Origin of the sequence: Paenibacillus sp. FSL R5-0908 (assembly GCF_038006245.1) — a bacterium.
GTDB classification, from domain to species: domain Bacteria; phylum Bacillota; class Bacilli; order Paenibacillales; family Paenibacillaceae; genus Paenibacillus_AQ; species Paenibacillus_AQ odorifer.
Genome location: NZ_JBBOUV010000001.1, coordinates 5,698,500 through 5,712,636 on the forward strand (window position 1 = coordinate 5,698,500; position 14,137 = coordinate 5,712,636).

General features: G+C 45.8%; 11 protein-coding genes and 1 other RNA gene. 2 read left to right on the plus strand and 10 right to left on the minus strand.

Translation table 11 applies throughout. The annotated features are described in order from the left end of the window. Nucleotides 1–136: 136 nt before the first annotated feature. From MKZ09_RS26015 to MKZ09_RS26025, 3 genes are all read right to left on the minus strand, one after another. Nucleotides 137–547 (minus strand): hypothetical protein, encoded by a 411-nt coding sequence (locus MKZ09_RS26015; protein ID WP_076136553.1) that lies wholly within the window; start codon nucleotides 545–547, stop codon nucleotides 137–139. A 12-nt stretch (nucleotides 548–559) separates the two neighbouring features. After that, nucleotides 560–781 carry a DUF1540 domain-containing protein gene (locus MKZ09_RS26020; protein ID WP_036683762.1) on the minus strand — a complete coding sequence of 74 codons (222 nt, stop codon included), beginning with the start codon at nucleotides 779–781 and terminating at the stop codon, nucleotides 560–562. Nucleotides 782–947: 166 nt separating this feature from the next. Then, on the minus strand, nucleotides 948–1,445 hold the full coding sequence (locus MKZ09_RS26025; RefSeq protein ID WP_036683764.1) for a YpuI family protein: 498 nt from the start codon (nucleotides 1,443–1,445) through the stop codon (nucleotides 948–950). A gap of 316 nt (nucleotides 1,446–1,761) precedes the next feature. On the opposite strand from MKZ09_RS26025, the gene MKZ09_RS26030 reads away from it, so the two are divergent. Next, on the plus strand, nucleotides 1,762–3,696 hold the full coding sequence (locus MKZ09_RS26030; RefSeq protein ID WP_076205208.1) for a S8 family peptidase: 1,935 nt from the start codon (nucleotides 1,762–1,764) through the stop codon (nucleotides 3,694–3,696). A gap of 5 nt (nucleotides 3,697–3,701) precedes the next feature. On the opposite strand, the gene pdxR is transcribed toward MKZ09_RS26030, so the two are convergent. Beyond that, complete coding sequence (gene pdxR, locus MKZ09_RS26035) at nucleotides 3,702–5,132, minus strand: MocR-like pyridoxine biosynthesis transcription factor PdxR (protein ID WP_076136557.1); 1,431 nt, start codon at nucleotides 5,130–5,132, stop codon at nucleotides 3,702–3,704. A gap of 93 nt (nucleotides 5,133–5,225) precedes the next feature. On the opposite strand from pdxR, the gene MKZ09_RS26040 reads away from it, so the two are divergent. Beyond that, nucleotides 5,226–6,446: an aminotransferase-like domain-containing protein gene (locus tag MKZ09_RS26040; protein WP_076136559.1), complete on the plus strand. Its 1,221-nt coding sequence runs from the start codon at nucleotides 5,226–5,228 to the stop codon at nucleotides 6,444–6,446. A 1,401-nt stretch (nucleotides 6,447–7,847) separates the two neighbouring features. Here the strand turns inward: MKZ09_RS26040 and rnpB are convergent. From rnpB to dnaG, 6 genes are all read right to left on the minus strand, one after another. Next, nucleotides 7,848–8,250: RNase P RNA component class A (rnpB, locus tag MKZ09_RS26045), an RNA gene on the minus strand. 64 nt (nucleotides 8,251–8,314) lie between these two features. Continuing rightward, on the minus strand, nucleotides 8,315–9,430 hold the full coding sequence (locus MKZ09_RS26050) for a Nif3-like dinuclear metal center hexameric protein (RefSeq protein WP_076098536.1): 1,116 nt from the start codon (nucleotides 9,428–9,430) through the stop codon (nucleotides 8,315–8,317). Further along, nucleotides 9,406–10,185 (minus strand): tRNA (adenine(22)-N(1))-methyltransferase, encoded by a 780-nt coding sequence (locus MKZ09_RS26055; protein ID WP_076136562.1) that lies wholly within the window; start codon nucleotides 10,183–10,185, stop codon nucleotides 9,406–9,408. The genes MKZ09_RS26050 and MKZ09_RS26055 overlap by 25 nt, the downstream gene beginning before the upstream one ends. Next, nucleotides 10,182–11,006, minus strand: a complete 825-nt coding sequence (locus tag MKZ09_RS26060) for a hypothetical protein (protein ID WP_076136564.1) — start codon at nucleotides 11,004–11,006, stop codon at nucleotides 10,182–10,184. Before MKZ09_RS26060 ends, MKZ09_RS26055 begins: the two co-directional genes overlap by 4 nt. Nucleotides 11,007–11,116: 110 nt before the next feature. Then, nucleotides 11,117–12,250 (minus strand): RNA polymerase sigma factor RpoD, encoded by a 1,134-nt coding sequence (gene rpoD / locus MKZ09_RS26065; RefSeq protein WP_036683799.1) that lies wholly within the window; start codon nucleotides 12,248–12,250, stop codon nucleotides 11,117–11,119. Nucleotides 12,251–12,290: 40 nt separating this feature from the next. Further along, a complete protein-coding gene (gene dnaG / locus MKZ09_RS26070) occupies nucleotides 12,291–14,111 on the minus strand; it encodes a DNA primase (RefSeq protein WP_036683805.1) in 1,821 nt (606 codons plus the stop codon). Between the last annotated feature and the right edge of the window lie 26 nt (nucleotides 14,112–14,137).

Sequence of the window (14,137 nt, forward strand, 5' to 3'; positions counted from 1 at the left end):
GTTGAAATTTCGATGAATTACGGCTTAATCTTACATTTTATCTGAGATTATTGCTATATGTTGGAATGAAAAAACAGACTTCAGACCCTGATATTTAGGTCTAAAAGCCTGTTTAGATCAAGCCATTCAGTTCTTTTTAGCGCGCAAAGGGAATCATCACGAAGTAACTTAGTGTCGCAACAATCCCTAAGCCCATTGCCCATGCCCCAAGCGTTTTTTGCTCTTTGACATAGGAATAATAACCAACTATGGCAGCGATGGGTCCGAGAATAAAGGACCAGATGAACAATGAGGCGATCCCCATCCCCAGTCCAACATACCCCATTACCCGGCTTCCACTATATTCCGCTTCACTGTCCTTGCGCTCTTCCACTAAACGCGGGGCATCCCGAACCTGCATTGGAACCGGATTTACCTCAGCAGCGTATTCTTCGCGATGCTCTCTGTCCCGCCGAGGATAGTCCACTCTCCGCGGACGAAGAATGACTTTTCTCGGACCGGACTGTTCTCGTGATGAGCTTGATTCATTATCCTTTTCTGTGTCCATTCTGGCGGCCTCCTAAGCGTTCGGCTTAAACGTCAGACAACATGTTGCAGATGATGTACTGGCATGATCGCGGTGACCTTCATTTGTCATTTCTTCAGCATATTCTTCCTTATAACCATTGCCTACGTGCTTATCAATCTCGATGACAATTTCTTCAGCCCGGCATAAATTATGCTCGCCCCAATAATGACAATTGCTCACGCTACATTTTACTAATGGTTTTTCACTTGACATAATTATCACCTCGGCTTCATTATGTCCGCTCCATTTACCCGCTATTCGACAGAGTGGTTTCCAGTTGATGTATCGAGACAGGCTTTTAATCCACGCAAAAAAAGGACCAGCTCATCGTCATTACAAAGTGACAAATTGCTGATCCCTATAGATCACTATTTAGAAGTTAAACCTGATTTTGCATACGTTTCTCGGTCAAATAGTCGTTCTCATAATAAATGAGATCATCGCGAAGATCTTCATACGTTTTGGTGATTTCCAGGATGATATCACGTGCGGGACGTACTGGCTTTTTGCGGAAACGGATTGCATCCTGACCTGTATAAGCGTAACGGCCATCTTCAGAATAGCTTTCATTTTTCGGATAAAAGAAGTTGTTCACGCCATAGTGATATACATTATAAAGCGCTTTCTGTGCAAAAGATTCATCGAATGTCGCACGACGCAGCGCAACGCCTAATTTCTCATATGACATTTCCGAGAACACTAATAGGTGACGAAGATCGGACAGAAAACCTTGGTAAAATTGTACAGTTTCCTCATCTCCCTCAACTACAAGCTGAGGCAATGCATGCTCATTTAGAAATACTTCCATTTTGTCGATTACCACTTTAAGTTTATCTCTCGTCGATTCACATAATTTCTGCACATTGGCTGCTGACATAGCGGTTGCTCCTCCTTATTATTCCCTGCTCTTGTAGTCAATAAAGTTAATCCTCTGAAAGAAACCGCCCTAAAGACGTATCTCTTTATTCTTGCAATATCAGGATGTGAACACAGAGAAGTCTAACCTTCTGAACAATTATTAAGAACAACATCTAATGAGGTATCTCTTACAAAATCAAGAAGACAATTCGAGATACTTATTCTCTCTGATATTATCATAAAAAACGTTAGGAAGGTATCCTTTTCTAAGATGCATAAAAGATACGCTCTCTTCTAAACCTATAGACATTACATTGCATAGAGGAGCGGAAATCATGTCACGAAAAAATCTAACAGTTGCAGGTTTGGTTACAGCAGCTTTTACAGTTGGGTTACTTACCTTTGCCCTGCGCCCTGCCACTAATGGGACGACCAGAGATGTCGTAAAAGTCGCTGTTCAGAATCCGGCTCCAACTTCAGCTTTGCATTCACCTCCAAACCCCTCTCAGGAAAAAACATTAAAGAAAACCTCCTTAAGCCAGGATGTGGAGGCGACAGACCATCTGAACAGAGTCGATGTCAGTAGACATTTAACTAAACTCCTGTCTGAAACAGACGGGATGTCTTCGATTCATGATAAATCAGTGTATGCGAAACGATTGCAGCAAGACCACGGGTTTATCTCCATGCTGATGTGGATCGATTTCCGCACACAAAAGACTGAGACCTTTAAGTCGTCTTTTCCAAAAGGAACCGAACAGGAGAACAAACAGCTTCTAAAATATCTCAATACGGCAAAATCAGCAATCCACGGTCATCAATCCTATGAATCTCCAACGTTTACAATCGGTAAAGAAAAATATTACTTTATCGCTCAGCGGAACAAACAGAAAAATGTAGGGATCATTGCTCTTATTAACCAAAAGGTGCTTGGGCGTGTGGCAGACCATCAGCTGAAGAACCTGCGTCTCATTCCGTATCCTAAGGAAGGCAAATACCATGTGGAATCAGTCCACACCGATAACTTAAAGGACATTACAGTCAAGACCGGCCATGATAACGAAAATGCCAGCCATTTTTATGAGAATGAAATTGTAGTCCGTTTTAAGGGAAATGCTCCGACTCAGGGACAGCTCCAGACGATAACCGCCGATATCCACTGCAAGCAGCCACGCAAGCTGGGATATGCCTATATCTTTCGCTCTGAGAAGATGACCTATTATCAGCTGAAATCCTATTTCACCAACAAATGGCATCCCGAGTATACGGAACCTCACTATATGTATTTAACCAATGATACCATCACTAAAAACGCTGAAGGAACTGTCACGCCTAACGACATGTTATTCTCCACTTACCAATGGAACCTCCCGGCGATTGAAACTGAGCTAGGTTGGAATCTTTCCAAAGGCAGCAAAGAAGTGGTTGTAGCCGTAGTCGATACGGGAGTACAGATTAATCATCCTGATTTACAAGGTAAGCTTTTGACTGGTTACAATGCCATTACCAATGGTTCCACACCCGAAGATGATGTAGGTCACGGTACACATGTATCTGGTATCATTGGCGCACTTGTTAACAACGGGGAAGGCGTAGCTGGCATCAGCTGGTACAATAAGATCCTCCCTGTAAAAGCGCTAGATAACTCAGGTGCCGGAACGACTTATTCCGTAGCAGAAGGTATCATATGGGCAGCTGACAATGGCGCAAAGGTTATTAACTTAAGTTTAGGGAATTATGCCGACTCTCAGTTCCTCCATGATGCGATTAAATACGCCTACGACCGGGACATCGTGCTTGTGTCTGCAGCAGGCAATGATAATACAGAACGGCCTGGATATCCTGCGGCTTATCCCGAAGTGATTGCAGTGGCTGCTACAAATGCTTCAGGGGAAAAAGCCTCCTTCTCCAACTACGGCGATTATATTGATGTCGCTGCACCCGGAGAAAGCATCGCAAGCACCTATCCGGACAGCCAGTATGCCGCTTTATCCGGCACGTCGATGGCCAGCCCTCATGTCGCTGCGCTGGCGGGTCTGGTACGTTCACTGAATCCTAATCTGACGAATAAGGAAGTTATGGACCTTATGACCAAAAACGCTGTTGATCTGGGAACTTCCGGCCATGATAAATATTTTGGCTGGGGTCAGGTCGATATTTATAAAACGCTACAAGCGGCAAGCGGCAATCAAGTCCCATTGCAGCTTTTCCCTCAGCATGTACGCCAACAAATGAATCAATTAAAACAAAAAACAAAGAACACCCCTTAACCGTGTCATTGCAAAAACCGGCCAAGTAAGCGCAGAAACCGCAGTAACCCTTCCTCCATTTCCGGTTCCTTCATTTGCGAATAGCAAAGACGGATGTGGCGGGAAGGCGTTTCCGCAGAGTAACAGACATCACCTGGTAAAAAAGAAATATTCTCCTGCTCCGCCAAGTCATGCAGGCTTGCGATATCAGGAGAAGGGGGCAGTTCAAGCCAGAGATTAAGTCCTCCCTCTGGTAGAATATAGTTCACTCCAGGCGGCGCGTACAGCTTCAGAAGCTTCGCCGCCTTTTCCATACGACCACGGAGTGTAATTCGTAGCTGTGCTGCGTAGGCGTCGTATTTTTCAGCGATGAAGGGTAATACGGCCTTCTGTGTCAGCAAGGGACTTCCAAGGTCACTCGCAGATTTAGCGGCGATCAGCCGGGACAGAATATTTCCTTCTGCGGCTACACAGGCAATTCGGCAACCAGGTGCAAGTACTTTGCTAAAGCTTTTCATATAGACTACATGTCCATCGGGATCCATTGATTTAATCGCCCTGGGTGGAGGTGTATGGAAATATAAATCACTAAATGGGTCATCCTCAACAATGAGGCAACGGTAGCTGCGCGCTAATTCCAGCAGTCGTTGTCTTCTTGTGATGCTCATAGTTACGCCGCTTGGATTTTGAAAAGTAGGGATGGTATAAATTAGCTTTGGGGGTCTTTGATCACACATTTTTGTAAGAACATCCACTCGCATCCCTTCACTATCCGTAGGCACAAAAATCATCTCTGCGCCTCGTCCCGCAAATACATCAATAGCACCAGTATAGCTAGGCGCCTCAAGATAGACTGTATCTCCAGGACCAACAAATGTACGAGCCACCAGATCAATGCCTTGCTGGGTCCCGCTGGTTATCATCAAATCGGAAGAAGTTAGCGAAATCCCACGCGATTTCAAATGTTCTCTCATGACATTCCGCAGTTCAAGATCTCCCTGAAAATTTCCGTAGGTTGCCATAAGCTCCGGTTGCTCTTTGACCAAGGACGCGTAGGTGTCACCAATATCTTGAAGTGGCAGCAGCTCACTGTGGATGGCGGCTAAATGAAAGGGATATTTCACTTCCGAAATATCAAAATTCCGCCAAAGCTGAGCCCGCGGCAAATAATCATCATATAAATCCTGCCAGCAACCCTCTTCTTGACGTCTATTATGGGTTGGATTGGCTACAAAGCAGCCTTTACCCTGTCTGCAGTATATAAGTCCTCGTTTCTCAAGCATATCGTAAGCCTTGCTTACTGTAACCTGACTCACGTTCAATGTTATAGCTAGACTTCTAACAGAGGGCAGCCGGACACCTTGCTGAAGCAGTCCTGATGAGATCCGCTGACTGAGGGTTTCACTGATTTGATGGGGTAGAGTTTTGCTGCCGCTGCGATTCAAATCGATATGCATGAACCCTTCACCTCCACTGTTATATTCAACGCTTTACTGTTATACAGCGCTCCTATTATGATAGCATCAAATCGAAAGGTGGAGAACTAATTTATGGATATCAAATACTCAACGGCAGCCAATCATCTAGGGTCATCAGCAGTTCGGGAGATTCTAAAAGTTACACAGGGCAATGACATCATTTCACTTGCAGGCGGGCTGCCTGGGGAGGATTTGTTTCCCTTGGAGGCCGTACGTGATGCCTATAATCGCGTGCTCTCCAGCGACACCTCAGCGCTTCAATATGGGCTTACCGAGGGTTTCACTCCACTACGTGACAAAATCGCTGAAAGGCTTACCCGGCAAGGCATCCCGGTTACAGCCTCTGAGATGGTATTAACTACAGGCTCACAGCAAGCTATAGATCTGTTATGCAAAATATTGCTGGATCCCGGCGATGCCGTTTTTGTGGAAGCGCCCACCTATCTGGCAGCACTACAGGTACTCGGTTCTTACCGGGCTGCTATTCATTCGATACCAAACGACGAACATGGCATCTTGCCGGATCAGTTGGAAGAGCAGATTCGGATACATCGGCCAAAACTGCTATACGCAGTTCCGACCTTCAACAATCCGTCTGGAGCAACCTGGAGTAAAGAACGCCGCGAGAAGGTGGTTGAAATCTGCCGCCGTTACGGTGTTCTTATTCTAGAGGACAATCCCTATGGAGAAATAACCTTTGATGAAGATAAAACTCTATATCCATCCTCATTAGCCTCCATCGATAGAAGCTTCGGCGGGGATCATTGTGTAGTCTACACAGGGACCTTCTCCAAAATCGTCGCCCCTGCCCTGCGCACCGGCTGGATTATCGGCGATTCTGAACTAATCAAAACCATCGCCAAGGCAAAGCAAGCAGCCGATCTGCATTCCAGCACCATCGACCAGCGTGCTTTAGATGAGCTACTGTTGCATTTTGATATTGAGCAGCATATCCGCCTCATCTCAAGAGAGTATCATTCTCGTATGAAGCTCCTGTCCGCGGAACTCAGATCACATGACTGGGAAGGAGCACATTTCCTCGAGCCAAGAGGCGGCATGTTCCTATGGCTTACCCTTTCCGAAGAGATTAACACTAAGGAATTACTCCCGCTGGCAGTAGAAAACGGAGTAGCGTTCGTACCCGGAGAGGTATTCTATTCAGCGGAGCCTCACAAAAACAAAATGCGCCTTAACTTCACACACACGCCACCACAGCAAGTTCCAGTTGCTGTCCAGCGTCTAGAGAAAGCATTGGCTCAGTGGCAGCAACATCAAAACATCGTTCGGTCGTGAACAACTGCTCGTAATCAATAGCCACAATGGCAAAATAAAACGGCTTCTCCATCCTTTATTGGACGGGAAAGCCGTTTTTATGAGTAGATTTCTGAGCTTTCACTTTTGCGCATTTGCAGAATGTGACCTTTACGCATTTCTGCAAATCACATTTTCGTATTTCTACTTTTAGCGTTTTTGCAAATCACATTTCGTAATTCCACATTGAGCGTTTCTGCTCAGCTTATTTCGTATCTTCACATTTCACATTCAGCGATTTTCACACGTCATATTTCTGATTTCCACATTTCAGCGCCTCTACAGATCACATTTTCCTATTTCCACATTCAGCAATTTTTGCTCGTCATATATCAGCGTTTCTGTACAACTCATTTAGCATTTTCACATTCAGCGATTTATGCACATCTCGTTTCACATTTTCACATTCGCATTTCTACACTTTGCACGTCATATATCCCATTTCCCACATTTCGCTTTCCGCATCACCAAACATCCTCCAGTTACTCAACTCATCTGCCACTCAACTAACTCCGATTTCACAGCGAAGTTACAGCCAGAGGTTACAATTGATATTTTGCTACTAACTCCAATCTTCCCGCAGAAGATTAGCCAAGCTCCGCATTGCGCAGTTTGCTAGCTACTAATCTAATTCTGGCGTCAAAGTAACCATGGAGTTCGGGAGTTCGGGAGTTCGGGAGTTCGGGAGTTCTGGAGTTCTGAATTCTGGAGTCCTGAGTTCGGGAGTTCTGGAGTTCTGAGTTCGGAAGGTTCGTATCGGACCCCAGCGCTCTTATTTGCATCAATTCCGTTCATTTGGTTTGCTTATCGGACTCCATAGTCACTATTGGATTCAAAACGCCCGATATCCACCCTGTTTGTGCCGAATAACGGCTCTCCAGTCCGAAACTCCTCCAAAAAGGCATAAAATACACAAATAGCTGCATCTCGGTCCGTTAGCATATCAGCTCATCAACCATCAGCCGTCAGCTCATCAACCATCAGCCGTCAGCTCATCAACCATCATCTATCTACCACCAGCCATCAGCTCATCAGCCACCAGCTCATCTACCACCAGCCATCAGCTCATCTACCACCAGCCATCAGCTCATCAACCATCAGCCATCAGCCATCAGCCATCAGCCATCAGCCATCAGCCATCAGCCATCAGCCATCAGCCATCAGCCATCAGCCATCAGCCATCAGCCATCAGCCATCAGCCATCAGCCATTCTTCTAAATAGTCTCATTTCTGCATATCACGATCCAAATCCCTGCATGTTATCACATTCACCGCTTTATATATTTTCCTTATCCGCATTTGTTTGCAACAAAAAAGGCGCCGTAAGCCGGGTTATCGGGATACGTCGCCGTTTGTATGGTGTTGTTATTATAACGTTGCAGTTAGGAAAGTTTGCCGTAAGCCGGGTTCTGTGCTCGTCGTGGTTCGATCGGGAACTACCCTCCCACCATAAGCGACAATCATCTATCTAGGCCATACATTACTGCACAGCTCCAGCGACCAACCTAGACGCGCCTCAGGCTAAGGCTGCTTATTCAGCTGCGTCTCATTAGGTCTTGCTCCAGATGGGGTTTACCAGGAACGAAGTCACCAGCGTTCCTCGGGGTCTCTTACACCTCGGTTCCATCCTTGCCTGTGCCGCCCTAAGGCGGCCATCGGCGGTCCATTTCTGTGGCACTATCCTTCAGCTCGCGCCGACTGGACGTTATCCAGCATCCTGCCTTATGGAGCCCGGACTTTCCTCCCGTGACGTCTTCACGTCACCGGCGATTGTCTGTCAAACTTTCCGAACAACATTATATATTATACAGACATCACATGTCTGGCACAAGCATTATTAAATGGCAATTTTATAGGAACTTAAATGGCTCCGTATTCACCTGCGAAGCATGAACAGCTGTATCATACTTATGCTCGGCCAATTTTCCAGCCATCCACTCCGCTACTTTCTCTTTCATGATCTTCTCCGCATTATGTCCCGGATCAATCAGAGTGATTCCGGCGAGCGCAGCATCCTGTACTGTATGATAATCCAGATCCCCAGTAACCAGGACATCCGCACCGCGGAAAATAGCACTGTTATAATACTTTCCACCCGAGCCACCGAGAACAGCAGCTTTACGAATCGGACGGTCCAAATCACCCACAACCCGTACATGATCTACCTTCAGACCTTTTTTTACCGTCTCCACGAATTGTCCAAGGGTTGTAGGCTCTTTGAGCTTTCCTACCCGCCCAAGTCCTAAGCTGCGGCCTTTAAGATCCATTGAGTACAAATCATAGGCAACCTCTTCATAAGGATGGGCCTTAAGCATAGCCTGCACCACTTTATTGCGGATGGAGTGCGGGACGATCGTCTCGATACGAATTTCCTCGGCACGTTCCATCTTACCTTTTTCCCCGATATAAGGATCCGTGCCTTCTCCTGGAATAAAAGTACCGTATCCCTCGATATTGAAGCTGCAATGACTATAGTTGCCAATTGCCCCTGCTCCAGCATTCAGGATAGCGTCCAGAACCTTCTGATGATGATCCTTCGGCACAAATACTACCAGCTTTGATAATTGCTCTGAGTGAATGTCTTTGATGGGTACTCCGTTTTCTATGCCAAGAGCTTCAGCCATCCAATCATTCATTCCACCCTCGGTAACATCCAGATTCGTGTGGCTGATGTACACCGCAATGTCATTCTTGATTAATTTTTCATACATTTTGCCCGCCGGTGTGTCTGTCTGGATTCCTTGCAAGGGACGGAAAATAATCGCATGATGCGCAATAATCAAATTGCAGCCAAGACGAATCGCTTCTTCAACAACCTCATCATTCACATCTAAAGCAACTAATACATTAGTGATTTCTTTTTGCAGCGTGCCCAGTTGAAGGCCAATTTTATCCCAATCCTCAGCTAAATGCTTAGGAGCCAGCTGCTCCATATACTGAATTACTGTTTGTCCCTTGGCAAACATTGTAGCACCTCCGTGATTTCCCTGATCTGACCTTGAATCTGTTTCCGTTTATTCTCAGCAGATTCTAGTTCTGAACGTGACAACGATGTTAAAATGCCTTCCAATTTCTGAATCTCACCCTGCCACTTAGCAAAAAACACAACATTTGGCGCTTGAAGCAGCCATGGTCCCATTTGAAGCAAGGCCTCTTGCCCAAGGACCTTAGCGGAATCCCCCAAGGTTAATTCACGATATACACTTTCATTTGTAATTCCAGCGTCCGTATTTTCTGGTACAGCCGTCAATACTTCATATAACTTCCCGTCTTCTTCCAAAATTCTCTCAGCTACGAGTACCCATTTATTATTTAATAACCAGCGGCGCAAGATATCCTCGCCTACATTCGGCTGAAGCAAAAGGGTTGTAACATCTTTTAGCTTGTCTTGGCTTTGACCCCGGTCCAGAATCGCGGCAATTAATGCGCCTCCCATGCCAGCAATCGTGATACAATTGACTTCACCAGGTTCCAGAACCTCAAGGCCATCTCCACGGCGCACCGAGATCACCTTTCCTAGCCCAGCCTCTGCAACGCCCTTACAAGCAGCATCAAAGGGACCCGGGTTTACTTCACCTGCAATTGCAAACACAGCCTTACCGCTTTCGACAGCAGCCACAGGAAGCAAGGCATGATCGGAACCGATATCTGCTAATCTGCTTCCTTGCGGAATTTGCTCCAGCAATTGCTGAAGCCGATCTGATAATTTAACATTGTTCATGTTGCCACCCACGTTATCCATTTTTTTCGAAACCCAAACAACAAAGCTAACCCTGCTGCAATCTTTAGGATCAGCATCAATGAAATCCACTGCGGATAATCCTGTCTTAATAAAAGAGCGTCAAGCTCTGGCATGATCCAAAGCGATACTCCCACTGCAAAATAAACACTGGCAACACCTTTTACCTTATGATGCAAAAGCCAGCTTAACCATACCATCAGCACACACAATGGCAGCCACAGGAACTCCAGTTCAAATATAGAGGCCTCCGGGCTTCTTCCACCGAAGAACCCTGCATACAGTAATGCCCAAAAAGCAAAACCACAGTACTGCAACAAACCTATCCGAAGTAAAAATCCCAAAATACACCATAACAAGCCGCAGCACCCAATCAGAATAGGCCTCCAGAGCTGAGGATCCAGATCATGCAAATCAATCAGCCATAGCCCAAAACCAAGCGTTAAAACACTGCCCAGCCCCGCTAGGATAAGGCTGATAACATTGTTCCGGTCCTTATAAACGGCGGAGTATCCATAACAAATAATTAATACAGATAGTGCGGTTGCAAGTTGCAAAGGCCAAGGAAAAACGCTAAAATAAAGACTAATCAAGAAAATCAAGGAAATAATTCCAAAAGAAAACAGCCAAATTTTGATGCTTCCCTGTTGTAAATTTCTCAGCGAAATTGGATTGTTATCCTTATTCGCATCCTCATCGTCATACAGATTGGTTAAGAAATCGCAATACTGCTCTGGCAGCAACCTGCTTTTTCTCCAATACTGAATCTCTTTTATAATGATATCGCGTTTTTCCAAATTCACTGGCTTTTCCTTCTTTCCAGATACACAAGGTCAACACATTTTTTACCAGCGTAAATTCAAATAAAAGAACCTCCTGCCACTGAGCAGCAGAAGGTCCAGTTCATGAAATACTATTCTAGGAAATCCTTAAGCCGTTTACTGCGGCTAGGGTGACGAAGTTTGCGCAATGCCTTGGCTTCAATCTGGCGAATCCGTTCCCGGGTAACACCAAACACCTTGCCGACTTCTTCAAGCGTTCTTGTCCGTCCATCATCAAGGCCAAAACGCAGGCGAAGTACATTCTCTTCACGCTCCGTGAGCGTGTCCAGCACATCCTCCAGCTGTTCCTTCAGGAGTTCATAAGCTGCTGCATCCGCAGGAGCCAATGCTTCCTGATCCTCAATGAAGTCTCCTAGATGAGAGTCATCTTCTTCACCAATTGGTGTTTCCAAGGATACAGGTTCTTGGGCAATCTTCATGATCTCTCTAACTTTCTCAACCGTCAGTTCCATCTCAGCCGCGATTTCCTCTGGGGAAGGTTCACGTCCCAGTTCTTGCAGCAATTGGCGAGAAACCCGAATCAGCTTGTTGATCGTTTCCACCATGTGTACAGGAATACGAATGGTACGCGCCTGATCCGCAATCGCACGAGTGATGGCCTGGCGAATCCACCAAGTAGCATACGTACTAAATTTGAATCCCTTGTTATGGTCAAATTTCTCTACTGCTTTGATCAGACCCATATTACCTTCCTGAATCAGATCCAGGAACAGCATACCGCGTCCGACATAACGTTTTGCGATACTTACTACGAGACGCAGGTTCGCTTCTGCAAGACGGCGTTTAGCTTCTTCATCGCCATTCTTAATCCGCATAGCAAGCTCAACTTCATCGTCAGCCGACAACAAAGGAACGCGTCCGATTTCTTTTAGATACATACGGACAGGGTCATTAATCTTGATCCCTGGTGGCAGTGACAGATCGTCATCAAAGCTGAAATCATCGCTGTCTTTATCCTCATTATCCTCACTTGGTCGTAGGCTGTTAACCTCTTCATCGTTCTCGTTTACAACCTCAATTCCCAAATCACTGAGTTGCTCGTAGAACTCCTCCATTTGCTCGGGGTCTTGATCAAACGGCGATAATTTCTCCATAATATCTTTGTAATTTAATGATGATCTTTTCTTACCTTGCTCAATGAGCTGATCCTTCACCTGATCCAAAGTAAATTCTGCTTCCAATTCAGTATGCTGATCGTTCGCCATAATTCGACTCCCTCCTCCCTAGGTACATCCTGTCAACATGTCATTGTCTCTCTAGGGCTATAATCTCACTTGCTATTTGTGCCGCACGCAAAAAGTCACCTGACTTTTCAGCCTGAATCATCTCTTCACGCTTCTGTTCCATTTTGCGTTGCAGTGGGTATTTCCGCACTTCACGAATACAATCATCTAGAACCTGCATATTCCAGTCCGGAGGGGTATCCATCATGGATATTGATGTCGCAGTTTTCTCCAGACGATCATCCTGAAGTGATGATAGAAACCGACTAATGCCGGGTGGTTTGCCTTGTGCGTAATAGGCATATAGATAAGCAGCAATTGCCGCATGATCAACGATGTTGAAATCTTCTCCGAGGCGTTCGCCCACATACGTGGCGGCTTCCGGGTCCTGAATCATAAAGGACAATAGACGCCGTTCCGCGACATGATAAGCGGGTAGTAAGGTCGGTGTCTGCACCTGCCCTTTTTTATGCCTACCATTATTCCACCTTTTGTCGTTATTATCCCCTTCAGGGATGTTTTTTTGCATCGATGCCCTAAGTAAATTACAATCCTGCTTCAAACTATCATATGAAAGTTCGAGTTCAGCAGCGATTTCCTTCAGATAAACCTCTCGCTCTGTTGAGGAATGCAGTGAAGCAATAACTTCTAAGGCTTCCTTGACATAGGCGATTTTGCCATCTTCCTCTAGGAGTATATGGTTTTTTTTCAGATATATAAGCTTAAATTTTATGGATGAAACTGCTGAATCAATAACCTGATCTTTAAATCTTTCTCCTCCATGCTTGGAGATAAATTCATCCGGATCCACCCCGCTTGGCAGTAAGGCGATCTTTACACGCAGGCCGCTGCCTTCAAGCATCGGAATGGCCTTCATGGCTGCTGCTTGTCCCGCCCGGTCACCGTCGTAAGACAGTATAATTTCATCAGCCAGGCTCTTCATCAGTGCCACATGACCTTCCGTCAAGGATGTTCCCATCGTTGCTACGCCGTTATGCACACCCGCTTCCCAGGATGAGATGACATCTCCGTATCCTTCAAACAGGACGATTTGTCGAGTTTTGCGAATGGATGCTTTGGACTGGTGCAAATTGTACAATATCCGGCTTTTGTTAAACAATCTACTCTCCGGAGAATTTAAATACTTAGGTTGACCCTCTCCAAGTATTCTTCCGGCGAATGCGATTACCTTGCCTGTACGGTTGGCAATCGGAAAAATAATCCGGCCACGGAAACGATCCAAATAGCCTTTGCCCTCACCGCGGGCTGACAGAAGTCCGCCTTTCTCCATTTCCGCAAGGTCAAAATTTCGTTTTTCCAAAAACTGCAGCAAAGTATCCCAGCGGTCCGGAGCATATCCGATCTGAAACTGGTCAATCATTTTATCACTGAAGTTCCGGCCTCTTAAATAGTCCATAGCGGCTTTGCCGTGTTCCGTGTTCTTCAGCAAGTAATGATAGAACTTTGCCGACCATTCATAAGCTTGAATCAACCGGTCGCGTTCCGGATCAGGGGGAGACATCATACCTCCCTTACCTTCTGGAACGGGAATATCACTTTCTTCAGCCATTATTCTGACAGCTTCGGGGAAGGTTAATCCTTCGATTTCCATCCTAAATTTGATGGCATTTCCACCCATACCGCAGCCAAAGCAATGAAATACTCCCCGGTCGGGGGTAACAGTAAAGGAAGGGGTTTTCTCCGAATGGAACGGGCAGAGGCCCCATAAATATTTCCCCTGCTTGGACAAATGAACAACCTTACCGACTGTATCGACTATATCATGACGCGCAAGCACGCTTTCGATAACCTCTTCCGGAATATTGCCGTGTCCGCTAGCCACTTCAACCACCTTCATCTCTTAACAAA

Coding starts and splice junctions, on each gene's coding strand:
- MKZ09_RS26015 (WP_076136553.1), bottom strand. CDS start 547: ATGGACACAGAAAAGGATAATGAATCAAGCTCATCACGAGAACAGTCC.
- MKZ09_RS26020 (WP_036683762.1), bottom strand. CDS start 781: ATGTCAAGTGAAAAACCATTAGTAAAATGTAGCGTGAGCAATTGTCAT.
- MKZ09_RS26025 (WP_036683764.1), bottom strand. CDS start 1,445: ATGTCAGCAGCCAATGTGCAGAAATTATGTGAATCGACGAGAGATAAA.
- MKZ09_RS26030 (WP_076205208.1), top strand. CDS start 1,762: ATGTCACGAAAAAATCTAACAGTTGCAGGTTTGGTTACAGCAGCTTTT.
- pdxR (WP_076136557.1), bottom strand. CDS start 5,132: ATGCATATCGATTTGAATCGCAGCGGCAGCAAAACTCTACCCCATCAA.
- MKZ09_RS26040 (WP_076136559.1), top strand. CDS start 5,226: ATGGATATCAAATACTCAACGGCAGCCAATCATCTAGGGTCATCAGCA.
- MKZ09_RS26050 (WP_076098536.1), bottom strand. CDS start 9,430: ATGTTTGCCAAGGGACAAACAGTAATTCAGTATATGGAGCAGCTGGCT.
- MKZ09_RS26055 (WP_076136562.1), bottom strand. CDS start 10,185: ATGAACAATGTTAAATTATCAGATCGGCTTCAGCAATTGCTGGAGCAA.
- rpoD (WP_036683799.1), bottom strand. CDS start 12,250: ATGGCGAACGATCAGCATACTGAATTGGAAGCAGAATTTACTTTGGAT.